The sequence below is a fragment of the Bradyrhizobium sp. 930_D9_N1_4 genome, assembly GCF_052076015.1.
Classification (GTDB): domain Bacteria; phylum Pseudomonadota; class Alphaproteobacteria; order Rhizobiales; family Xanthobacteraceae; genus Bradyrhizobium.
Window position 1 is genome coordinate 4,397,376 of sequence record NZ_CP197236.1, and the last position, 22,580, is coordinate 4,419,955.

Here is a 22,580-nt window from a genome sequence, read left to right on the forward strand (position 1 = left end):
GCAAGGGGACGGAATCAGTTCCGCTATGACGATAACGAACCAGACCAGCCTGCGCGCCAACAAGCAGCGCGGCCTTTCTGCACGATGGCGCGGCCTGCGCATGTTCGCGGCCGTTGCTCTGGTCGGCGCGGCCCTTGCGGGGTGCACCGGCGAGCAATTCCAGAAGGGCTACATCCTGCCGCCCGGTGCGCTCGAGCAGATCCCGATCGGCGCGAGTCAGGACCAGGTGCTGATCGTGATGGGCACACCCTCCACGGTCGCGACCCTCGACGGCGAGGTGTTTTACTACATCTCGCAGCGCTCGGAGCGCATGGTCGCCTTCATGAACCAGAAGGTGGTCGATCAGCGCGTCATCGCCGTTTATTTCGACAAGAACCGGCGCGTGCGCCGGCTCGCGAATTACGGCCTCCAGGACGGCAAGATCTTCGACTTCATCAGCCGGACCACCGCGACGTCGGGTCAGGAGATGAGCTACCTCGCGCCGATCTTCAAGCTGTTGAGCTTTAACTAGGCGTTCAGCCTGCGGCGTCCTGCCGCTGTCCGCGCGGCACTTGCTGTCGCGCGCGGCTTGCCGTCGCACGTCGGGTTCCCTACGCTCCCTGCAAAACAAGAAGCAGGGAGTGGATTCGTGCCCAAGAAGATTCAGAAGAAATTTCTGTCCCGTCGTCAGGTGCTCACCGGCGCTGCCGGTCTCTCGGCTGCAGCGATCCTGCCGCGTTCGAGTCTGGCGGACTGGAAACCGACCGAGACCGTTCGAATCATCGTGCCGGCTGCGGCCGGCGGCTCGACCGACGTCATGGGCCGGCTGCTCGCCGCACATCTGCAAACCGCCTGGGGCCAGTCGGCCGTCGTGGAAAACCGCTCCGGCGGCGGCGGCACGATCGGCACCGCCGAGGTGGTCCGGTCAAAGCCTGATGGCCAAACCATTTTGATCGGCAATCCCGGTCCGAACGCGATCGCCTACAGCATCTTCAAGAACCTCACCTACAAGCCGGATCAGCTCCAGCCTGTGACCAACATCATCCGGATCCCGAACATCGTCTCGGCACATCCGAAGACCGGCATCAAATCGATCGCCGAGCTGATCGCGTATCTGAAGACCAATCCGGACAAGCTCAGCTACGCCTCCTCCGGTGTCGGCCAGAGCCCTCACCTCACCGGCGCCTGGTTCCTCCAGCTCACCGGGCTGAAGATGACGCACATCCCGTTCCGCGGCGCCGGCCCGGCGCTGCAGGCCGCACTTGCCGGCGACATCCAGATCCTGTTCGACAATCTCTATCCGAGCCTGCCGCAGGTGCAGAACGGCACGCTCACCGGTCTCTGCGTCACCACCACCGAGCGCAGCGACCTCGCGAAAGATTTGCCGACCATGCGCGAGAGTGCGCCCGAGCTGGCGAACTTCGACGTGTCGTCCTGGTTCTCGGTATTCCTGCCGAAGGGCGTGCAACCCGCCGTGCTCGATGCGCTCAATCTCCAGGTCAAGGCGATGCTGGAGCGCGACGACATCAAGAAGAACATCGCCGCCATGGGCGCCCGCGCCGACTACGGCACGCCCGAGCAGTTCTCCGCCTTCGTGGACGCCGAGACGAAGAAATTCGCCGGCATCATCCAGAAGGAAGGGCTGCAGATGGATGTGCAGTAGGCCACGCAGCAACGATTCGTAGGGCGGATTAACGCAGCGTAATCCGCCGATGGCCGCGGCACGAAGGTGGCGGATTACGCTTCGCTAATCCGCCCTACGACGCGAACCCGCATCGCACAAATCCCGCTTGACTTAGAGCGCGCTCGAACTCGTAGTTTCCGTGCGTCGTGATGAGAGACAGGCATGAAGATCGGCGAACTCGCGAAGCGTTCCGGACTGACTGCCCATACGATCCGCTACTACGAGCGGATCGGGCTGATGCCTTACGCCGACCGGGATCGATCCAGCCAACGTGACTACGACGCCTCGATCCTCGTGTGGATCGAGTTTCTCGGCCGCCTGAAGACAACAGGCATGCCGATCCGGGACATGCTGCTTTACGCGGAACTCCGGGAGCGTGGCAGCGGCACCGAAGCCGGGCGGCGCGCGCTGCTGGAGCGACACCGCGAAAGCGTGCGTGCCCGCGTCGACGAACTGAATGCCTGTCTTCTCGTCCTCGACACCAAGATCGGCGGTTATGCCGAAACGGAACAGAGGATGAAGGACTATGATGCAACAGTTTTCGGACGCCGGCGAAAGCCGGTTGGAGCGCGGTCGCCGCGCACTCGCTGAGATCGACGGAGAGGCCGGCCATAAGGTCGTGGCGGCGCTTGGCGACATCGCCCCTGAGTTCGCCACCTATATTCTCGAATTTCCATTCGGCGACATCTACTCACGGCCCGGGCTCGACGTCCGTTCGCGCGAAATCGCAACGATCGCAGCGCTCGCGGCCATGGGAAACGCCGACCCTCAACTCAAGGTCCATATCGAGGCAGGCCTGAATGTCGGGCTCACCCGCGACGAGATCGTCGAGATCCTGATGCAGATGGCCGTCTATGCCGGCTTCCCGGCTGCCCTCAACGGCCTGTTCGCAGCGAAGGAGGTGTTCGCACGGTTGGCTGGACATGGATCGGAAGCCAAGGCGCGATGATGATTCAACCCAATCGCATCGCGCCTAGGACGACTTGTTGATCTTCTTGACCTTGGCATCGGTGGCCTCGATGGCCAGAGCGAGTTCCAGGATGGCCTTGGATAACAATTCGGCGGCCTCCTTCTGGTCCTGCGACTTCGCGGCACGGAGTGCATAATTCCGGGCGGATGAGAGCGACATGGATCAATCTCCGTGTTTGTTCGCATACAGCGAAGCTGGTTCTTGCCAAGCAAAACCCCGCGGCTCGCACCGCGGGGTTTGTCTTGTCTCGTTTGCGTAGCTCAGTGCGCCAGGATCGCCAGCAGCAGCAGGGCCACGATGTTGGTGATCTTGATCATCGGGTTCACCGCGGGACCCGCCGTGTCCTTGTAGGGATCGCCGACGGTGTCGCCAGTGACGGCCGCTTTGTGGGCATCGCTGCCCTTGCCGCCGTAGTGGCCGTCCTCGATGTACTTCTTGGCGTTGTCCCAGGCGCCGCCGCCCGAGGTCATGGAAATCGCGACGAACAGGCCCGTCACGATCACGCCGAGCAGCATCGCACCCACCGCCGAGAACGCCGCCGACTTGCCGGCCGCGCCACCGCCCGCAATCGCATAGATCAGGAAGTAGACCACGATCGGCGACAGCACCGGAAGCAGCGAGGGGATGATCATCTCCTTGATCGCCGCCTTGGTGAGCAGGTCGACCGCCCTGCCATAATCCGGCTTGTCGGTGCCCTGCATGATGCCCGGCTTTTCGCGGAACTGGCGCCGCACTTCCTCGACGATCGCGCTGGCCGCACGCCCCACCGCCGTCATGCCCATCGCGCCGAACAGATACGGCAGCAGGCCGCCGAACAGCAGGCCCACTACGACGTATGGGTTATTCAGCGAGAAGTCCGGATTGACGCCCTTGAAGTAGACGTGGTTCGCGGAGTCGGCGATGAAGAACTTGAGGTCCTGGTTGTAGGCCGCAAACAGCACGAGAGCACCGAGACCGGCGGAGCCGATCGCGTAGCCCTTGGTCACCGCCTTGGTGGTGTTGCCGACCGCATCGAGCGCGTCGGTCGATTTGCGCACCTCCTTGGGGAGGCCCGCCATCTCGGCGATGCCGCCGGCGTTGTCGGTCACCGGACCGAACGCGTCGAGCGCGACGATCATGCCGGCGAGCGCCAGCATGGTGGCGGTCGCGATCGCGATGCCGAACAGCCCGGCAAGGCTGTAGGTGACCAGGATGCCGGCGATGATGACGATCGCGGGGAGCGCGGTCGACTCCATCGAGATCGCCAGACCCTGGATCACATTGGTGCCGTGGCCGGTCACCGACGCAGCCGCGATCGACTTCACCGGACGATAGTCCGTGCCGGTGTAGTATTCGGTGATCCAGATGATCAGCGCGGTGACGACGAGGCCGACGATGCCGCATTCGAACAGCGCCAGGCCGGTGTAGTCGACGCCGGCGAGCTTGCCGAAGCCGATCAGGTAGTAGATCACGCCGGCGATGCCGATCAGCGACAGGATGCCGGTTGCGATCAGGCCCTTGTAGAGCGCACCCATGATCGACTGGCTCGGCCCGAGCTTCACGAAGAACGTGCCGATGATGGAGGTGATGATGCAGACGCCGCCGATGGCGAGCGGCAGCGTCATCATGTCGGCGAGGATCGGCGTCTTGGCGAAGAAGATCGCCGCCAGAACCATGGTGGCGACCGCGGTCACCGCATAGGTCTCGAACAGGTCGGCGGCCATGCCGGCGCAGTCGCCGACGTTGTCACCGACGTTGTCGGCGATGGTGGCCGGGTTGCGCGGATCATCCTCCGGGATGCCGGCCTCGACCTTGCCGACGAGGTCGCCGCCGACGTCCGCACCCTTGGTGAAGATGCCGCCGCCGAGACGGGCGAAGATCGAGATCAGCGAGGCGCCGAAACCGAGCGCCACCAGGGCGTCGACAACGACGCGGCTGTCAGGCGCGAGTTTCAGCGAGTGGACCAGGAAGCCGAAATAGAGCGTCACGCCGAGCAGCGCGAGACCCGCCACCAGCATGCCGGTGATGGCGCCCGCCTTGAAGGCGAGCTCGAGGCCGCCGGCAAGCGACGTCGTCGCCGCCTGAGCGGTACGCACATTGGCGCGGACCGAGACGTTCATGCCGATGAATCCGGCCGCCCCCGACAGGACGGCGCCGATCAGGAAGCCGATGCCGACGTAGAGACCAAGGAAATAGACAAGCAGGACGAAGATGACGACGCCGACAATACCGATCGTCGTGTACTGGCGCCGCAGATAAGCCTGTGCGCCTTCAGCGACTGCGCCTGCGATTTCCTGCATGCGCGGTGACCCCGCATCCGCACTCAACACCGAAGACGTCGCCCAGATCGCGTAGACGATGGAAAGCACTCCGCAGAGCACTATCAACCCTAATGCTGTCATGTGATTTTTTGCCTCAGATCCTTGATGAACGTACCCCCGGCGCCTTTTGTTTTTCCGTCATGCGGTGGGCGCCTTGATTTTGAACAAGGCCGCCCCGTATCCGAAGCAGCGGCCCTAGTCGGCCACAAGCTTGCCAAAATCAAATTGAGGGTGCAACGCCGGATAAGGCCGAAAAAGCCGATCTCGGCAGGTATTTAGACCTAATCCTGAGCGCCTGGCCGACGGCTTGACGCAACTTTGGAAGCCGCCCCTCCCGAACCGGGCGAGGCTCCACTCAGGCCGCCGATCTCACGGGATGACGGGATGTTGACGCCATTTCCATGGTCTGTCCGTCGACCGTCGTCCTTCGGTTGAAGATCTTGACGTCATAAACGCTGCCATTGGGGCCCGCCTCCAGCGTCACCGAAATGACCTGCTCGGGCTTGAGGATGCCGAGCGGCACATCCTGGTCGGGCAGGATGAGCGTCGCCTGCTCATTGACCAACACCACCACAAGATGGCCCTTGGTCATGTTGGTCTTCGACAACCCGCGCAATTGGCCGTGATAAGGCTCCCGGGTCCAGGCCGATGGCTGGCCGGGATCGACCACGACATGAATGTTGTTGGTCCCGGGGTGCAAGGTCAGCACCATCTTCGACTGATCGGGCTTCCATTGCATCGACATCGACGGCATGGTTTTCCAGAGACAATTGAACGCTGCGCACTCACTGGGCAGGCTGTCGTGGATCGTGCAGCCCCGGCCGGGCTTGCAATGCGAGCACCATTTGCCGGCGACCTTGCCGAGCTCGACCACGTTGTAAACCTTGCAACAAAGCGTGCAGCTTCCGCACTCCCTGCCGGGAACAGGCTGCGTGTTGCTTACACCCGAAACGGCCGCCGTCATCGAATCGCATCCATTGGCTGCTTTCGCATCAATGGGCAGCGATACATCCGCTTGCTTTCGCCGGGGTTGCGGCAAGCGGCGCCCGGAACAACCGGCAGGCAGACCGGATTCGACGCGGCCTTGAAATCAGAAGTGGCTGTAGGACAGGCGCTTCAAGGCCAGTTCCCGGCCCTGCCCGTCCCAAAAGCGCGGCCGCTCGTGGCCCGCGACGATCGTGCCGATCGTCGTGATAGCCACGCCCGCCGCCTGCCCTGCGGCAATCAGCGCATCGCTCTGGGCCGGCGGTACCGTGCACAGCACCTCGTAATCGTCGCCGCCGGCAAGCAGCGCCTCAACGCCAACGGCGTTGCGCGCGACCAGGCCGCCCGCCGCAGCCGACAGGGGGACGCTCGCCACATTGACCGTGGCCGAGACGCCGGACGCTGCACAGAGTTTCGTCAGGTCGCCGGCGAGCCCGTCGGACACATCCATCGCGGCCGTCGCGCGGTCGCGCACGGCCTGTGCCAGCACATTGCGCGGCTGCGGCACGCGGTAGCGCGAGACCAGAGCTTCCCTTGCGGCAGGATCGGAGGCGAGCGCTGTGGCCACCGCGCCGCCTGTCAGCACGTCGAGGCCGAGCGCGGCATCACCGATCGTCCCCGTCACCATGATGCAGTCGCCCGGCCGCGCTCCGGTACGGCCGACCATCCGCCCCTTCGGCACGCGGCCGAAGGCGGTGATCGAGATCATCTGCGGCCCCGGTGTCGACACCGTGTCGCCGCCGAGCAGCGGGCACGCGAAGGTTTGGGCGTCCTCGCCGAGCGCATCCGCGAACGGCCTGAGCCAGGCATCCTCCTTGCTGCGCAGCGCCAGCGTCAGCACGAAGCCGGCAGGCACGGCGCCCTTGGCAGCAAGGTCGGACAGGTTCACCCGCAGCGCTTTTCGCGCGACGGTGTCGGGCGGATCGGTGGCAAGGTAATGCACGCCTTCGACGACGGCGTCGGTGGTGACGACGATGTCGTCGCCGGACGAGGACAGCACCGCAGCGTCATCGACCAGCCCCAACGCGCCGGGATCAGTCGCCAGCGGCTTGAAATAGCGCGCGATGAGGGAGTCTTCGGCGGAGCCCTGATCGTCGTTCTGCGTCACTGGTAGACCCGTCATCCTGAGGTGCGAGCCCTAGCGAGCCTCGAAGGATGCACGGCCGAGATGCGACCTCAGTGGCACGCCGCCGCCCTTCGAGGCCTCCGCTTCGCTCCGGCACCTCAGGGTGGCGGCTACGGCGGACGTCCTCGTCTCAAACTACCCCCGCCCGAACTCGTCGCCGCGAAACTGGCGGCCGATCTGGTCGAGCACGGCGTTGACCATGCCGGTCTCCTCGCGGTCGACGAAGGCATTGGCGACGTCGACATATTCGGAGACCACGACGCGGGCCGGCACGTCCTTGCGGTGCTCCAGCTCATAAGCCCCAGCCCGCAGCACCGCGCGTAAAATCGCCTCGATGCGCTTCAGCGGCCAGCCCTTCGACAGCGCCTCGTCAATGAGGGGATCGAGCTTCTTCTGGTCGCGCACGACGCCGGAGACGACGTCGCGGAAGAACGCGGCTTCCGCCGGCAAATACGTGTCGCCCTCGACCTCGTTGCCGAGCCAATGGCTCTCGAACTCGGCGAAGATGTCGTTGATGCCGGCGCCGGCGATGTCCATCTGGTACAGCGCCTGCACGGCTGCGAGCCGCGCCGCACCGCGCCGGTTCGCTTTCTTCTCGGTGCCGACCGGCGGCTTTTTGCTGTTGTCAGCCATCGCTCAGGCCCGCGCCAGGCGACGTTTGATGCGCAGCATCGCGATCGCGGCGCGCGCGGCATCGCCGCCCTTGTTGAGCTCGCTGGCGCGCGCCCGCGCCCAGGCCTGGTCCTCGTTGTTGACGGTGAGGATGCCGTTGCCGAGCGGCAGCTTGCGCGCCACCGCCAGATCCATCAGCGCGCGCGAGGACTCTTGCGAGACGATCTCGAAATGAATGGTGTCGCCGCGGATGACGCAGCCGAGCGCGATCGCCGCGTCGTAGGGCTTGCCGTTCGCCGCGGCCGCGTCGATCGCGATCGCGATCGCCGCCGGGATTTCCAGCGCGCCCGGAACCGTGATCACGTCGTGCGTCAGCCCGGCCGCCTTCAGCTCGGTCACCGCGCCGTCCAGAAGCGCGTCCTGGAGGTCGTCATAGAACCGTGCCTCGACAATCAGCGCGCGCGCGCCGGAAATGTCGGTCTGGTCCTTCAGGGGGGCACGCCGTGCGTCAGCCATTCTTCGATCCGTTTGAAGTTATCGACAGTCGCAGCAGCGGCGGCCGGAATTTGGGGTCTTTGTAGTCGCCCAAACCGTCAATTCCAAGCAGGAAGTCAGGCAAAACCGACGAGCGAAATCCTCAGATGGAGCCTGTATCGGCCGCTTTCAATGCACGGGCCATACGCGTTGAATCGCCCCATGTCGACAACCAGATCAGCATGTCGGTCAGAACCGAAATCAAACCACGAAGCAGGCGCAAGCTCGCCCGCTTCTCCCGCAGGCAATCCTCGGCATGCCTGAGATGCGCGAGCTCCTCGGCCCTTATCGACAGGATCACCCGATACAGTTCTGGATCGCGTGCCGCGAGGAAATGGAGCTGATCGTCGAGATGGCGGTGAACCGCAGCCTCGACGGCCGCCGTGCAGGCCCATATCCCGTTGCGACCGAGACAGGCGGTCAGGAACCCCAGCAACCAGCCGCCGCTACTCCACAATCGCATGATCCGGCACGGCCGCGAATTGCGCGGCGGCATGGTCGCCCGGAAAATAGCGCAATGGTTACGCTCGTCCTGCAGCATTTCCGCCAGGGCAGGACAGCAATCCGGGACGAAATGTCGGGCCACCCAGAGCTGCGCCGAATAGATCCTGACAGCCCGAACTCGCCAGCGTGATTGACCCGCACGATACGTGCAATCGTCAATGCATCGCGCACGCTGGGCCGTGGAAGTTCGCAATGCTCTGGAGCCGTCGACACCACCGCCTCCATGCGGGTTCGCCGCGTCTATTTCATTTCCGTCAGCCGCGCCGCATAGCGGGCCATCAGATCGACCTCGATGTTAACCTCGCTCCCCGCCTTCCAGCCGCCGATCGTCGTAACATCAAGCGTATGTGGAATGATCAGCACCGAAAAGGTCACATCCTTCACCGTATTGACGGTCAGCGAGACGCCGTCGAGCGTAATCGACCCCTTGGTGGCGATGAAGCGCGCCAGCTCCCGCGTGGTCGAGAGCTCGAACCGCGCCATGTCGGGCAGGTCCTCACGGCTGACGATGGTGGCAATGCCGTCGGCATGGCCGGCGACGATATGGCCGCCCAGCTCGTCGCCGATCTTCAGCGCACGCTCGAGGTTGAGACGTGTCCCCGTCTTCCAGTGCTTTGCCGTCGTCAGCGCCAGCGTCTCCGCCGCCGCATCGACGTCATACCAGGTTTTGCCGTCCGCGACGCCGGACGCAACCACAGTCAGGCACACGCCGTTGCTGGCGATCGAGGCGCCGTCGGCGATGGTGGTCTGATCGTAGCCGCAGGCGATGCGCAGCCGGTGCAACTGGCCCTGCGCCCTCGGCGTGAAGCCGACGATCTCGCCGATATCGGTGACAATGCCAGTGAACATTACGCGCGCTCGTAGATGGTGAGAGTATCCTTGCCGAAGGTCTCGCTAGCATGAACCTTGTAGGCCTGCGACTGCGTGATTTTCGACAGGGGCAATGCATCGAGCGCATCGACGCCGCCGGGGCCCACCTCTTCCGCTCCGCGAAACAGCCAGATTTCGTCGACGAGGTCCGCCGACACGAACGAGGCCGCGACGCGGCTGCCGCCTTCGACCATCAGGCGTGAGATGCCCTTCCCGGCCAGCGCATGCAGCACGGCCGACAGATCGAGGCCGGATGTATTGCCCGGCGGGATGCGGATCACTTGCGTACCGGCAGCGCCGAGCCGCATGGCGGCGGCGGCTTCCGCAAGCTCGGACGCGATCACCCAGAGCGGCGTCTCGCGCGCGGAGCGCACGAGCTGGCTCGAGGCGGGAATGCGCAGGCTCTGGTCCAGCACCACGCGCACCGGCGAGCGCGCTTCCATGCCCGGCAGGCGACAGCTGAGCTGCGGATCGTCCGCCAGCACCGTGCCGATCCCGACCAGGATGGCGTCGCTCTGCGCGCGCAGGAGATGCACACGATCGCGCACGCCCTCGCCCGTGATCGCAAGCGGCTTGCCGCCGGCTGCGCCGATCTTGCCGTCGGGCGAGACCGCGAGCTTCAGGATCACATGCGGGCGCTTGTCGCGGATGCGGCGGAAATGGCCGGAATGGTCGAAGGCGGCCTCGGCTGCGCACAGGCCCACATCCACATTGATACCGGCAGCGCGCAACCGCGCATGGCCCTGCCCTGCGACCTCAGGATTGGGATCCTCGATCGCCGCGACCACGCGCGTGATGCCGGCGGCGATCACCGCATCGGCGCAAGGCGGCGATTTGCCGACATGCGAGCATGGCTCGAGCGTGACATAGAGCGTGGCGCCGCGGGCGGCCTCGCCGGCCCGACGCAACGCTTCGGGCTCGCCATGAGGGCGTCCGCCGGGCTGCGTCCAGCCGCGGCCGACGATGACGCCGTCCTTGACGATGACGGCGCCGACGGCGGGATTAGGCCAGGTGCGCCCCTGACCGCGCCGGCCAAGCGCCAGCGCCAGCTGCATGAACCGGCGATCGGCGTCCTTGGTTTCGCGGATCTTCTGGGCGAACTGATCTTCCAGGATGCGGAAGATCATTTGCGGATCGCGGCGAGCCGCGCTTCCTCCTCACCGGAGAGCTCGCCGAGCACGTCAGCGAAATCCTTGGCTTCACGGAAATTGCGGTAGACGGAGGCGAAGCGCACATAGGCGACGTCGTCGAGCGTGCGCAGATGCTCCATCACGGTCTCGCCGATCACCTCGGAGGAGATCTCGGCCTCGCCGCCGGTCTCGAGCTCGCGCACGATGGTGGAGACCATCTTCTCGACCCGCTCCGGCTCGACCGGCCGCTTGCGCAAGCTGATCGACACCGAACGCATCAGCTTGTCGCGGTCGAACGGCACGCGGCGGCCGTTGCGCTTGATCACCGTGAGCTCGCGCAATTGCACGCGCTCGAAGGTGGTGAAGCGGAAATTGCAGGCGACGCACACGCGCCGCCTGCGGATGACGGAGGAATCCTCGGTCGGACGCGAGTCCTTTACCTGCGTGTCGAGACTGTTGCAGTTCGGGCAGCGCATCCGTTGAACCCAGCTTTACTGATAGATCGGGAACCGATCGGTGAGCGTCTTGACCCGTTCCTTGATCGCGGCCTCGACCAGCGGCGCCTTGCCGTCGGAGGATTGCGCGATCGCGTTGAGCACCTCGGCGATCATGCCGCCGACCTGCTGGAATTCGGCGACGCCGAAGCCGCGGGTCGTCGCCGCCGGCGTGCCCAGACGGATACCGGAAGTGACGAACGGCGACTCCGGGTCGAATGGAATGCCGTTCTTGTTGCAGGTGATGGCGGCGCGAACCAGCGCCTTCTCCGAGGCATTGCCTTTCAGGCCCTTCGGCCGGAGATCGACCAGCATGAGATGGTTGTCGGTGCCGCCGGAGACAATGTCGAACCCATGGCTCTTCATCGCCTCGGCCAGCGCCTTGGCGTTCTCGACGACGTTCTTCGCATAGACCTTGAAGTCCGGACGCAGCGCCTCGCCGAAGGCAACCGCCTTTGCCGCGATCACATGCATCAGGGGGCCGCCCTGCAGACCCGGGAAGATCGCCGAGTTGAACTTCTTGGTCAGCGCCTCGTCATTCCACAGCATCAGGCCGCCGCGCGGACCCCGCAGCGACTTGTGCGTCGTGGTCGTGGTGATGTGCGCATACGGCACGGGCGAGGCATGCACGCCGCCGGCGACGAGGCCCGCGAAGTGCGCCATGTCGACCAGCAGATACGCGCCGACCGAGTCCGCGATCTCGCGGAAGCGCTTGAAGTCCCAGGCGCGCGAATAGGCCGAGCCGCCGGCCACGATCAGCTTCGGCTTGACCTCCTCGGCCTGCTTGGCGACCGCGTCCATGTCGATAATCTGGTCTTCGCGGCGCACGGTGTAGTGCGCGGCCTTGAACCACTTGCCGCTCATGTTGACGGGCGAGCCGTGGGTGAGATGGCCGCCGGCCGCCAGATCGAGGCCCATGAAGGTGTCGCCGGGCTGGAGCAGCGCCAGGAACACCGCCTGGTTCATCTGGCTGCCGGAGTTCGGCTGCACGTTGGCGAATTTGGCGCCGAACAGCTTCTTGGCGCGATCGATCGCGAGGTTCTCGGCGACGTCGACCCACTCACAACCGCCGTAATAGCGCGCGCCCGGATAACCCTCTGCGTACTTGTTGGTCATCACCGAACCCTGCGCTTCCAGCACGGCCCGGCTGACGATGTTCTCGGAGGCGATCAGCTCGACTTCATGGCGCTGACGGCCGAGCTCGCCCTTGATGGCGGCGGCGATTTCCGGGTCGGCCTGCTCAAGCGAGGCGGCGAAAAACGAATCGGGCGCGGAGGCGGTCTTGGCTGAGGTCATCTTGCGAATATCTCCACCGCCGCAGGCCTTTTAGGGGGGCTACGGGCGGTCTGGTGTGGCGATCGGAAGCGGCGAGCGCGATCTACCACATCGCCCGCCCCCGGCCAAGGGTTTGCGGGTCGGGCCTGATATTTATGCAAGATATGGTGGGGATTGAAGGATTTGGATGGGAGGACGGTTCTCCTGAGCCGCCCCGATCCGATAATCCCAGACGGGCTCCCTACAGCCCGGTATACCCCGCCTTCACCGGATCCACGCTGCCGTCCAGCTGGCGCAGATAGGTCAGGCCGCAGACAGTCAACCTGTGGGTGTCTTTTTCACCCGCTTCCATCAGTGTATTGAGATAGTTCGTGACCTTGGCCCGCGCCTCTGCGCTCGCCGCCGACGTGCGGTTGGCGAGCAAATCATAGGTTTGCATGATGCGGTCGATCGCGGCTTCCATGGCACCCTCTGGTTCTCTTTGATTTCAGGAGTTTTGATCAGGCAACTGCCCTCGCCTCGGACTGCGCCTCGAACCGGCCAATGGCCTTGTTGGCGAGCCTGATCTTGTTGAGTTCGCCGTGCTGGAGCAGCTTGACGACGATTTCGAGCAGACGTTCGTTGGTGACGAGCGTGTCGGGGATCGCGCCGGATCGGCGGAGGTAATTCGCAGCGATGGCATAGGCATCACTCACGAGTTCGACGTTCATTGCCTGAAGCCCGCGCTCGACCAGCATGGCATCCTCCGATCCGGAGAGACAACTGCGATGCGGGGAACTTGTTCCGCCCGGCGGGGTCGTTATTTCGCAGTCGCGAAGACGGCAAAACGCACCGGTCCGGAGCAATCCGGGCCGATGCGCTTGGGGAAGTGAGACACGTTCGGGAGGCTTGCCGGTCTTGTTGCGGGCCGGCTTGGCCAAATCCCTCTTAAACTCAGAGGCGATACAGGATCTGGTCGGTCCAGAACCGCTCGAGGCGGTGCAGCGACTTGTTGAGCGTGGAGAACTCCTCGCCCGAGATGCCACCGACCTGCTCCACCGTCTTGACGTGCTTCTGGTAGAGGCTGTCGACGATGCGGCGGACTTCCTGGCCCTGCGGCGTCAGGCGGATGCGCACCGAGCGGCGATCAACGCGCGAGCGCTGGTGATCGAGGAAGCCGAGCTCGACGAGCTTCTTCAGATTGTAGGAGACGTTGGAGCCGAGATAGTAACCGCGCGTGCGCAGCTCGCCCGCGGTCAGCTCCTTGTCGCCGATGTTGTAGAGCAGGAGAGCCTGCACCGAATTGATGTCCGCGCGGCCGCGGCGATCGAACTCATCCTTGATGACGTCGAGGAGCCGGCGATGCAGCCGCTCCACCAGAGTCAAAGCTTCCAGATAGAGCGTCTGCACCGAACCCTGCTGGCCGGAGACGCGTTCTGCGGTATCTGCCGCAGTTGCGACGGCTTTCATCATGACACTTCCCCTGTTGTCGTTTTTATCGACACTTATTCGACGAAACTTGTGCTCCGTCTGATAGGTGCAACTTAAGGGGGGCGTTTGAAGATCGGCTTAAATAAGAGAATAAAGAGATCATGAATTTAAGACAGTGAATTGCGGATTAAGCCTGTGCCACAAGGGGTTTTCGCAACGCTCTGTTGACCTTCGCAAGGTCCTGTTCACCCTCCGTCCGTCCCTGATGTCGCATTCCAGAACAGCCCCGCCCCGTTTCGAAACGCTCGCGTAACGGCTGTGGCGGAACGGGCTGGTTAGCGAAAAGTTACGTCGAATTTTACGCAACCAACGGTCAACCAAGCGGCCACAACTGCGGTCGTGTCCCGGACGAGCGAAGCGAAGATTCGGGACCCAGGGGCCAAAAACGAGATTGCGGAGACGTGGGCCCCGGCTCTGCTGCGCATCACCATAGTGCGTGAAGACGCGCGTAAACGCGCTGTTGGTGCTGCGCAGCGTCCGGGACACGAGAGAGCGCAAGTTGAAATCGTCGGCGCGCTATGGCGGGCGTTCCCGCGCAGCCATCCAGGCGAGCGCGAGATAGGCAGCGAGCATGAAGGCTTCGACGCCGACGACGACCAGGCTGCCGCCATAGATGCCCGGGAACATCAGCTCGATCACTGCCATCGACACCACGGTCGTCAGCCACACCACCGCGCCCCAGGGCGTCGCCAGCCACAGACCGACTGCGGCGACGAGCTCGATCACGGCGAAGTAGACGGTCGCGGCCTGCCAGGCCATCGACTGGTTTTCGAACGCCTCATCCTCGCCGCCGACGAAGCCGGTGACCTGCGCCCAGTGATAGAGGCCCTTCAGGATCGAGAGCAGCGCCATCACCCGCAGGAACAGCACCAGCCGGCGCGTCCAGACGTTGTCGTCGGACTCCGGCCGCTCCGACGAGATCGCCGCCACCGACATTGCATTGTCTCTGGCGTTGTCTCGGGCGGCATCCCTGGCATTGGCGCCGTCACGGGCCGCATCGCGGGTGGAGATCTCGGACATGGGCCCCCTTCTGGCTGCTTCGCCCTGCAAAATCAATCGGCCGCCCATCTCTTGCGGCAGGTCAAGCCGCGGTGACGGGAACCATGCGAGCTGGTATAAGAATAATTCCAGCCGGAGGAAGAGTGATGGCGATTAAATACGGACGTCCGATCGAATTGCGCGAGGTTTCGCGCCGGGAGGGTACAGCAGTGCCCCATGCCCTCGATCTGACCGTCCGCCCGCGCCGCAACCGCAAGGCCGAATGGGCCCGGCGCATGGTGCGCGAGAACGTGCTCACCACCGACGACCTGATCTGGCCGCTGTTCCTGATCGACGGCAACAACAAGCGCGAGCCAATTGCCTCGATGCCCGGCGTCGAGCGCCTCAGCGTCGACCAGGCCGTGCGGGAGGCCGAGCGGGCCATGAAGCTCACCATCCCCTGCCTTGCGCTGTTTCCCTACACCGACCCGTCCCTGCGCGACGAGGAGGGCACGGAAGCGACCAACCCGGATAACCTGGTCTGCCAGGCGGTGCGCGCGATCAAGAAGGAATTTCCTGACATCGGCATCCTCTGTGACGTCGCGCTCGATCCCTTCACAAGTCACGGCCATGACGGCCTGATCTCCGACGGCAGGATTTTGAACGACGAGACGGTCGCCGTGCTGGTGCGTCAGGCCTTGGTGCAGGCCGAAGCCGGCTGCGACATCATCGCGCCCTCCGACATGATGGACGGCCGCGTCGCCGCGATCCGCGAGGGGCTGGACCGCAGCGGCCTGCTCGATGTGCAGATCATGGCCTATGCGGCAAAGTACGCTTCCGCCTTCTACGGCCCGTTCCGCGACGCCATCGGCTCGGCGAAGACGCTGACCGGCGACAAGCGCACCTACCAGATGGACAGCGCCAACACGGATGAAGCGCTGCGCGAGGTCGAGCTCGACATCGCGGAGGGCGCCGACATGGTGATGGTGAAGCCCGGCATGCCCTATCTCGACGTCGTCCGCCGCGTGAAGGACACTTTCGCGATGCCGACCTTCGCCTACCAGGTCTCCGGTGAATACGCGATGATCGCGGCGGCTGCGAACAACGGTTGGCTCGACGGCGAGCGCGCGATGATGGAGAGCCTGTTGGCGTTCAAGCGCGCCGGCGCCGACGGCGTGCTCAGCTATTTCGCGCCGAAGGTGGCGGAGAAGCTGCGCACCCAAGGATAGGTGCCGTAGGGTGGGCAAAGCGAAAGCGTGCCCACCAATCCATCCATCGTGCACGACAGCGGACAATGGTGGGCACGGCGCTGACGCGCCTTTGCCCACCCTACGGCAGTAGCGCAAACGGCCCCATCCGCCCCCGAATCGCCGGAATATTTCGGCTTGCTGACGGCCGTGCGCCCTTGGCACGGGGATGGCCTGTTCCCATGTCCTGCTCGAGGGGTTTCCCTCTGTTTCCCCTTGGGAGGACGGACATGTCGTACGATTCGGGTAGTTCAGGCACCTGGCGCAATAGCGGTGCGGTTCAGCCGCATGCCTACGACCCTGACCTGCATCCGGAGCTGTTCCGCGGCGTCGCGACGCGGCGGGCGTTCGCTTTTCTGATCGACCTGGTCATCATCTCGGTGCCTGTCATCCTCGGCTATGTCTTCATCTTTGTGTTCGGCGTGGTCACGCTCGGCGTCGGCTTTCTGCTGTTCGGGATCGCCTGGCCAGCCTCCGTGATCTGGGCCATCGTCTATTACGGCGCCTGCATCGGCGGTCCCTCGTCGGCGACGATCGGCATGCGCCTGATGGATCTGGAGCTGCGCACCTGGTACGGCGGATCTGGCTATTTCGTGCTCGGCGCCACCCATGCCGTGCTGTTCTGGGTGACGGTCTCGTTCCTCACGCCCTTCGTGGTGCTGCTCGGCCTGTTCAACGGCCGCCGCCGCCTGCTGCATGATTTCGTGCTGGGAACGGTCGTGATCAACAATTCCGTTCGCGCCCCCGTGCCCCAGGCCGCCAGGACTTATTGAAAATCCAGGGATCAAGAACCTATCAACCGGAACCAGCTAAGCTGACTGATCTGACCTGCCGAGCAGGCCAATTGACCGGGGGCTTCCGTAGCGCGATGCTCATGTTCACTTCGGAGGCCCACGACGTCCCTTGACCCAGCACTCGCGCGACACCCCCCAATTTTACCTCACGGCGCCGTCCCCCTGCCCGTATCTACCGGGTCGGCATGAGCGCAAGGTGTTTACGCACCTCGTGGGCGAGCGCGCGGGCGACCTCAACGACCTCCTGACCCATGGCGGATTCCGTCGGAGCCAGTCGATCGCCTACCGTCCCGCCTGCGACCAGTGCCGTGCCTGCGTCTCGGTCCGGGTCGTCGCCAACGAGTTCCGCGCCTCCCGCAACTTCCGCAAAGTCATCGCCCGCAACGCCGACATCATCGGCGAGCAGCGCAGCGCAGTGCCGACCTCCGAGCAATATTCGGTGTTCCGCGCCTATCTCGACTCCCGCCATCGCCATGGCGGCATGGCCGACATGACCGTGCTCGACTACGCCATGATGGTCGAGGACAGCCATGTCGAGACCCGCATCATCGAGTACCGCAAGCGCGGCCCTGACAGCGGCATCACCGGCCGCGGCGAGGAGCTGATCGCGGTGGCGCTGACCGACGTGCTCAGCGATGGCCTGTCGATGGTCTATTCGTTCTTCGAGCCGAGCCAGGTCAGCCGCTCGATGGGCACCTTCATGATCCTCGACCACATCGCCCGCGCCCGCAGGCAGGGATTGCCCTACGTCTATCTGGGCTACTGGATCGAAGGCTCCAAGAAGATGGACTACAAGGCCCGCTTCCTGCCGCAGCAGCGTCTGGCGCCGTCAGGCTGGTTGCGCATCGATGCGCAGGGCGATGCGGCGTCCGAGCCGCAGGATTAAGAAGCGGTGGTTCGAGGTCGTGCTGCGAGCATAGGCCTGTGCTTGCGGTCTGCAATTTTCGTCCTGTTCGCACTCGCGTTAATTGCGCCGTCGAGCATCCACGCTCATGACTGCGATGCCGGCCACAAGGAGTATTTTGGTCGCTGCATCGCGGTGACGCCTCCGCCCCCGAAGCTTCCGTTTCTCAAGGACTACGGTCAGCCGGTCGGCAAGATCGGTGAGTTTGCTGATCTCTTCGCGCCGGATGTTCCCTTGTTCGACAAGCCCGAGCTCGGCCGCAAGACCATTTACACATGGCGTTACCCGAACTTCGATGTCGAATCCGAAGCCCGGGTCGATGGCGTTCTTCCCGATTTCTATCTCGTGACAGTGAGTGTGTACGAAGGCCCGACATCGTGCGGGATCGAGGAGTTCAAGCAGAAGGGACCGAAGACGACCTTGCGGGGTTACGTGCCGAAAGCCAACCCACAGGGATTGCCGTCGCTCTGGAAATTCAGGCACATGAGTGGGCTCTGCTAGCGGCCCACGCTTGCAGGCGTGCTCACCCGAACAGCGTATCCGCCAGCAGCTTCAGATTCAAAATCACGATGATGCCCGCGACGATCCATGCGATCGCGGCGACATAGGGCGGGATCGCGAACTTGCCCATCTTGCGGCGGTCGGAGACGAAACGCACCAGCGGGATGACGGCGAAGGGCAGCTGCATCGACAGCACGACCTGGCTGAACACCAAGAGATCCGCCGTGCCGCGCTCGCCATAGATTGCGGTGACGATGATTACCGGAATGATGGCGATGCCGCGCGTGAGCAGGCGGCGCGCCCAGCTCGGCAGGCGCAGGTCGAGAAAGCCCTCCATCACGATCTGGCCGGCGAGCGTCGCCGTCACCGTCGAGTTGAGACCGGAGGCAAGCAGCGCCACCGCGAACAGCGTCGAGGCGATCCCCAGCCCCAGCAACGGTGAGAGCAGTTCGAAAGCCTGGCCGATCTCGGCGACATCGGAATGGCCGCTCTTGTGGAAGGTCGCCGCGGCGACCACGAGGATCGCAGCGTTGATGAACAGCGCCAGCATCAGGGCGATGGTCGAGTCCGTCGTCGCCCATTTGATGGCTTCGCGCCGGCCCTCGTCGTTGCGCTGATAGGCGCGCGTCTGCACGATCGAGGAGTGCAGATAGAGATTATGCGGCATCACGGTCGCACCGATGATGCCGATCGCGATGTAGAGCATCTCCGGATTGGTGAAGATCTCGGTCTTCGGCATGAAGCCGTGCAGGACCTCCGCCACCGGCGGCGCCGCTGCCGCGATCTGGACGACGAAGCAGACCGCGATCACGGCGAGCAGCGCCATAACGAAGGCTTCGAGGAAGCGGAAGCCGCGGTTCATCAGGATCAGCAGCAGGAAGGCATCGAGCGCGGCGATCAGCGCGCCGCCGATCAGGGGAATGCCGAACAGCAGTTTGAGTGCAATCGCGGTGCCGATGACCTCGGCGAGATCGCAGGCGATGATCGCGGCTTCGCAGGCGAGCCAGAGCAGGAAGTTCACCGCCGGCGAATACGTCGCGCGGCAGGCCTGCGCGAGGTCGCGGTCGGTGACGATGCCGAGCCGTGCCGCCAGCGATTGGAGCAGGATCGCCATCAAATTCGAGAGCAGGATGACCGAGAGCAGCGTGTAGCCGAACTTCGACCCACCGGCGAGGTCGGTCGCCCAATTGCCGGGGTCCATGTACCCGACCGAAACCATGTAGCCCGGACCGACAAAGGCGAGCAGCCGGCGCCACCACACCCCTGCCGTCGGGACCGCAACCGTGGAATTCACCTCTGCAAGGCTCTTGGTGGTGGGCGCATCAGCGCGCCAGCCGGCCGCGTCTCGGGTCAGGTTTTGGGTCAAATCAGGCGATCGAGCATCCATGACGGGCGAGAATAGCGAAGTCGATGCTTATTGCAACTCATTTGCAACTGCATCTAGCGGCATTGGTTCCCGGACGGCTCCCGTCCCCCGTCGTGTCGGGAAGCGGGTGGGTTTGGGCTTCCCGAGAAGCGGATACTGGCGCCAACCCGATTTTGCAGGAATGAGCCATGTCAAATCCCCCACGCCTCCCCGACACCTTCAACCGCCTCGCCTGGTCCAACCTCGCGGCGCAGTCGGCCGAGCAGATCGCCCTGGCCGCCGCGCCCATCGTCGCGGTGCTGACGCTGGGCGTCGCCGAAGGCCAGACCGGCCTGCTCCAGACCGCGCTCACTCTGCCTTTCGTCCTGTTCGCGATTCCGGCCGGCCTGCTCGCCGACCGCATCTCGCGCCGCTCACTGATGGCAGGCGCGGAAGCACTACGCGCTGCGGCGCTTGCGGCGATCGTGCTGCTGCTCGGGCTCGGCGCGCTCAATCTGCCGCTGCTGGCCCTGCTCGGCTTCACTGCCGTGTGCGGCACCGTCGTCTACAGTGTGGCCGCGCCGGCGCTGGTGCCCTCACTGGTCAGCGCGGAGCTGTTGCCGGCCGCGAATGCCCGCATCGAACTCGCCCGCACCATCGCCTTTGCCAGCGGCCCCGCGCTCGGCGGCGCGCTGGTGGGATGGTGGGGCGCGAGTCTCGCTTTCGGCCTTGCCGCGTCGCTCTCGGCCATTGCGGTCCTGCTGCTCTCCGGACTCTACGAGCCCGCGCGTGCCCCTTCGCCGCGCCGCCATCCGTTCCAGGACATCCGCGAAGGCGCCGCCTTCGTGTTTCATCATCCGCTGCTGCGGCCTGTGTTCATGACCCAGTTCATCTTCAACACCGGATGGTTCCTCCAGATCGCGGTGTTCGTGCCCTACGCCGTGCGCCATCTCGGACTGACCGCCACCGGCGTCGGCACCGTGCTCACGATGTACGGTGTCGGCATGGTAATCGGTGCGCTGTTCGCCACGCGCGTGATGAAGCGCATCGCGTTCGGCACCGTGGTCGGCCTCGGCCCGGTCACGGGTTTCGTCGCCGCGGTGGTGATGGCGCTGACGGTGCTGGTCCCCTCGCCCTTTCTCGCGTCACTCAGCTTTTTCCTGCTCGGCGTCGGACCGATCCTGTGGGTGATCTCGACCACGACGCTGCGCCAATCGGTGACGCCACCGCGGCTGTTGGGGCGGGTCTCCGCCATCAACATCATGAGCTTCGGCGCGCGTCCCCTCGGCTCGGCACTGGGCGCGATCGTCGGCGGGTTCTGGAGCGCTGAAGCGTGTCTCTATCTCGCGGCGGCCGTGTTCGGCGTGCAGGCACTGGTGATCTGGCTGTCGCCCGCCGTGGCGCTGGACCGGCAGCCCGACATGGTGGGGGACGAGGTGGCGGCGCGGTGCTAGCCACGATCGTCATTGCGAGCGTAGCGAAGCAATCCAGAATCCCTCAACGGAGACAGTCTGGATTGCTTCGTCGCAAGAGCTCCTCGCAATGACGGAGTGTGTTGAAACAGCCCGGCCTAATTCGCCAGATACCGCTCGTAGCTGCCGGTCACCGGCTCGCTCGCATCGACTTCCGGATCGAGCGTGTACAAATCCTGCGCGCGGCCGATGCCGCGCAGCGCGTAGCGGCCTGTAGAGACGAGGTAACGGCGGCCAGCGGCGTCGAGCCCCTTGTAGAACTCTGCGGACGCCAGCAGCTCGCGGTCGACGGAGCGGCTCATCGAGGCGATGCGGCTGACCTCGTTCACCGTCGGGCCGACCACCGTGAAATCGAGCCGGTCTTCGCTGCCGATATTGCCGTAAAAGACCTCGCCGACATGCAGGCCGATATAGGCCGACGTGGTGGGACGGCCGGCAGCCTCCCGGCGTGCGTTGAGCGCCGTGACGTTCTTGCGGGAGAGATGCTCGGCCCGCAGCGCCGCGCGACGGGAATCCGCCATGTCCGCACCGGTGAACATCGCCAGCACGCCGTCGCCGATCAGCTTCAGCACGTCGCCGCCCGCATCGTGGATCGCGTCGATCACGGCCTGCGCATAGTCGTTGAGAAACGGGATGATCTCGTCGGGCCCGATGCTCTCGCTGATCCCGGTCGAGCCGCGCAAATCCGAATACCACAGCACGGCATTGATGCGCTCGGTGACGCCGCGCGAGATCCGCCCGCGCAAAACCTGTTCGGAGGCATCGCGGCCGAGATAGACGCGGCCGAGCGTGCGCGCGATGTCGACCTGCTGCGCCGACTTGATCGCGAGCCCCAGCACCGGCACGAGATCGCGCAGCGCCTCCAGCCCCTCTTCGCCAAAGCCATCGGGGCTGCGCGTGGTCCAGCAGGAATAGAAGCAGTCCATCAGGCCAAGCGCGCCATTCTCCCCGAAGCGGTGCACGAAGGCGAGATAGTGCTTGTGGCCCTTTTCGGCGAGCTCGCCGATCTGCGAGAAATCCATCGACGGCGCGTCGGCGAGATCGATCACCATCTCGTCCTGGCCGTGCTCGAGCAAGTGGAAGAACACCGAGCGGCGCCAGCTCTGGGCAGCGTCGCCTTCGGCGGTCGAGCCATATTCGAAGGCGTCGCTCTCGTTGCTGGCACGGTCGCTCCAGCGGAAGCCGCGGCCCTCATAGATCGGATGCAGGGTGTCGATGACGACGAGCCCGCGCGAGAGCTCCAGGCCTTCGGCGCGGCAGCGCTCGCAGAACCCGCGAAGCAGTTCGTTCTCAGGCAGGCCCGTGAGCCCCTGACTGGTCAGCCAATTCATCAGCGCAAGGCGCGAGGTCAATTGCATACGCCATTATGGCGTGCATTCGTGACCAACGAAAGGCGGATGTCGGCGA

At 64.6% G+C, this 22,580-nt stretch carries 26 protein-coding genes; 9 read left to right on the forward strand and 17 right to left on the reverse strand.

The window, feature by feature from the left end; genetic code table 11:
• Positions 1-25: 25 nt before the first annotated feature.
• The 4 genes from AB7532_RS20715 to AB7532_RS20730 all read left to right on the forward strand — a co-directional run bounded on the left by AB7532_RS20715 (position 26) and on the right by AB7532_RS20730 (position 2,612).
• Complete coding sequence (locus AB7532_RS20715; RefSeq protein WP_441236591.1) at positions 26-511, forward strand: outer membrane protein assembly factor BamE; 486 nt, start codon at positions 26-28, stop codon at positions 509-511.
• 129 nt (positions 512-640) lie between these two features.
• Positions 641-1,642: a Bug family tripartite tricarboxylate transporter substrate binding protein gene (locus AB7532_RS20720; RefSeq protein WP_441239323.1), complete on the forward strand. Its 1,002-nt coding sequence runs from the start codon at positions 641-643 to the stop codon at positions 1,640-1,642.
• A gap of 183 nt (positions 1,643-1,825) precedes the next feature.
• Positions 1,826-2,254 (forward strand): MerR family transcriptional regulator, encoded by a 429-nt coding sequence (locus tag AB7532_RS20725; RefSeq protein WP_441236592.1) that lies wholly within the window; start codon positions 1,826-1,828, stop codon positions 2,252-2,254.
• Complete coding sequence (locus AB7532_RS20730) at positions 2,193-2,612, forward strand: carboxymuconolactone decarboxylase family protein (protein WP_441239324.1); 420 nt, start codon at positions 2,193-2,195, stop codon at positions 2,610-2,612. Before AB7532_RS20725 ends, AB7532_RS20730 begins: the two co-directional genes overlap by 62 nt.
• Positions 2,613-2,636: 24 nt before the next feature.
• Here AB7532_RS20730 and AB7532_RS20735 read toward each other — a convergent pair whose 3' ends face one another.
• From AB7532_RS20735 to AB7532_RS20805, 15 genes are all read right to left on the reverse strand, one after another.
• On the reverse strand, positions 2,637-2,792 hold the full coding sequence (locus AB7532_RS20735) for a hypothetical protein (protein WP_008129438.1): 156 nt from the start codon (positions 2,790-2,792) through the stop codon (positions 2,637-2,639).
• Positions 2,793-2,893: 101 nt separating this feature from the next.
• Entirely contained in the window at positions 2,894-5,014 is a 2,121-nt protein-coding gene (locus AB7532_RS20740; protein ID WP_441236593.1) for a sodium-translocating pyrophosphatase, read from the reverse strand.
• A 274-nt stretch (positions 5,015-5,288) separates the two neighbouring features.
• The gene (locus tag AB7532_RS20745; RefSeq protein WP_441236594.1) at positions 5,289-5,807 is read right to left on the reverse strand and encodes a hypothetical protein; all 519 of its coding nucleotides are present in this window, start codon (positions 5,805-5,807) and stop codon (positions 5,289-5,291) included.
• A 216-nt stretch (positions 5,808-6,023) separates the two neighbouring features.
• Positions 6,024-7,040 (reverse strand): thiamine-phosphate kinase, encoded by a 1,017-nt coding sequence (gene thiL / locus AB7532_RS20750; RefSeq protein ID WP_441236595.1) that lies wholly within the window; start codon positions 7,038-7,040, stop codon positions 6,024-6,026.
• A 138-nt stretch (positions 7,041-7,178) separates the two neighbouring features.
• Positions 7,179-7,676 carry a transcription antitermination factor NusB gene (gene nusB, locus AB7532_RS20755; RefSeq protein ID WP_441236596.1) on the reverse strand — a complete coding sequence of 166 codons (498 nt, stop codon included), beginning with the start codon at positions 7,674-7,676 and terminating at the stop codon, positions 7,179-7,181.
• Between the two features lie 3 nt (positions 7,677-7,679).
• Entirely contained in the window at positions 7,680-8,171 is a 492-nt protein-coding gene (gene ribH, locus AB7532_RS20760) for a 6,7-dimethyl-8-ribityllumazine synthase (protein ID WP_441236597.1), read from the reverse strand.
• A gap of 121 nt (positions 8,172-8,292) precedes the next feature.
• Positions 8,293-8,775 (reverse strand): demethoxyubiquinone hydroxylase family protein, encoded by a 483-nt coding sequence (locus AB7532_RS20765; protein WP_441236598.1) that lies wholly within the window; start codon positions 8,773-8,775, stop codon positions 8,293-8,295.
• Positions 8,776-8,933: 158 nt separating this feature from the next.
• Positions 8,934-9,542 (reverse strand): riboflavin synthase, encoded by a 609-nt coding sequence (locus tag AB7532_RS20770; protein WP_441236599.1) that lies wholly within the window; start codon positions 9,540-9,542, stop codon positions 8,934-8,936.
• Positions 9,542-10,690 carry a bifunctional diaminohydroxyphosphoribosylaminopyrimidine deaminase/5-amino-6-(5-phosphoribosylamino)uracil reductase RibD gene (ribD, locus tag AB7532_RS20775; RefSeq protein ID WP_441236600.1) on the reverse strand — a complete coding sequence of 383 codons (1,149 nt, stop codon included), beginning with the start codon at positions 10,688-10,690 and terminating at the stop codon, positions 9,542-9,544. The genes AB7532_RS20770 and ribD overlap by 1 nt, the downstream gene beginning before the upstream one ends.
• Positions 10,687-11,169, reverse strand: a complete 483-nt coding sequence (gene nrdR / locus AB7532_RS20780) for a transcriptional regulator NrdR (protein ID WP_128951432.1) — start codon at positions 11,167-11,169, stop codon at positions 10,687-10,689. The genes ribD and nrdR overlap by 4 nt, the downstream gene beginning before the upstream one ends.
• A gap of 15 nt (positions 11,170-11,184) precedes the next feature.
• Positions 11,185-12,483 carry a serine hydroxymethyltransferase gene (gene glyA / locus AB7532_RS20785; protein ID WP_441236601.1) on the reverse strand — a complete coding sequence of 433 codons (1,299 nt, stop codon included), beginning with the start codon at positions 12,481-12,483 and terminating at the stop codon, positions 11,185-11,187.
• Between the two features lie 220 nt (positions 12,484-12,703).
• Positions 12,704-12,925 (reverse strand): hypothetical protein, encoded by a 222-nt coding sequence (locus AB7532_RS20790; RefSeq protein ID WP_008131709.1) that lies wholly within the window; start codon positions 12,923-12,925, stop codon positions 12,704-12,706.
• 37 nt (positions 12,926-12,962) lie between these two features.
• Positions 12,963-13,199, reverse strand: coding sequence for a hypothetical protein (locus AB7532_RS20795; protein WP_441236602.1), 237 nt, complete (start codon positions 13,197-13,199; stop codon positions 12,963-12,965).
• Positions 13,200-13,395: 196 nt separating this feature from the next.
• Entirely contained in the window at positions 13,396-13,914 is a 519-nt protein-coding gene (gene ldtR, locus AB7532_RS20800; RefSeq protein ID WP_007603420.1) for a transcriptional regulator LdtR, read from the reverse strand.
• 534 nt (positions 13,915-14,448) lie between these two features.
• Positions 14,449-14,952 (reverse strand): DUF6163 family protein, encoded by a 504-nt coding sequence (locus AB7532_RS20805; protein WP_441236603.1) that lies wholly within the window; start codon positions 14,950-14,952, stop codon positions 14,449-14,451.
• 125 nt (positions 14,953-15,077) lie between these two features.
• Here AB7532_RS20805 and hemB point away from each other — a divergent pair, with 125 nt between their 5' ends.
• The 4 genes from hemB to AB7532_RS20825 all read left to right on the forward strand — a co-directional run bounded on the left by hemB (position 15,078) and on the right by AB7532_RS20825 (position 18,356).
• Positions 15,078-16,139, forward strand: a complete 1,062-nt coding sequence (gene hemB / locus AB7532_RS20810) for a porphobilinogen synthase (protein ID WP_441236604.1) — start codon at positions 15,078-15,080, stop codon at positions 16,137-16,139.
• 248 nt (positions 16,140-16,387) lie between these two features.
• Positions 16,388-16,930, forward strand: a complete 543-nt coding sequence (locus AB7532_RS20815; protein ID WP_441236605.1) for an RDD family protein — start codon at positions 16,388-16,390, stop codon at positions 16,928-16,930.
• Positions 16,931-17,060: 130 nt separating this feature from the next.
• Positions 17,061-17,837, forward strand: a complete 777-nt coding sequence (locus AB7532_RS20820) for an arginyltransferase (protein ID WP_441236606.1) — start codon at positions 17,061-17,063, stop codon at positions 17,835-17,837.
• Positions 17,838-17,879: 42 nt separating this feature from the next.
• The gene (locus AB7532_RS20825) at positions 17,880-18,356 is read left to right on the forward strand and encodes a hypothetical protein (RefSeq protein WP_441236607.1); all 477 of its coding nucleotides are present in this window, start codon (positions 17,880-17,882) and stop codon (positions 18,354-18,356) included.
• Between the two features lie 22 nt (positions 18,357-18,378).
• Here AB7532_RS20825 and AB7532_RS20830 read toward each other — a convergent pair whose 3' ends face one another.
• Positions 18,379-19,743 carry an Nramp family divalent metal transporter gene (locus tag AB7532_RS20830; RefSeq protein WP_441236608.1) on the reverse strand — a complete coding sequence of 455 codons (1,365 nt, stop codon included), beginning with the start codon at positions 19,741-19,743 and terminating at the stop codon, positions 18,379-18,381.
• 167 nt (positions 19,744-19,910) lie between these two features.
• Between AB7532_RS20830 and AB7532_RS20835 the strand changes: the two genes are divergently transcribed.
• Positions 19,911-21,155, forward strand: coding sequence for an MFS transporter (locus tag AB7532_RS20835; RefSeq protein WP_441236609.1), 1,245 nt, complete (start codon positions 19,911-19,913; stop codon positions 21,153-21,155).
• Positions 21,156-21,271: 116 nt separating this feature from the next.
• Here AB7532_RS20835 and AB7532_RS20840 read toward each other — a convergent pair whose 3' ends face one another.
• Positions 21,272-22,531 (reverse strand): adenylate/guanylate cyclase domain-containing protein, encoded by a 1,260-nt coding sequence (locus tag AB7532_RS20840; RefSeq protein ID WP_441236610.1) that lies wholly within the window; start codon positions 22,529-22,531, stop codon positions 21,272-21,274.
• Positions 22,532-22,580: the final 49 nt, after the last annotated feature.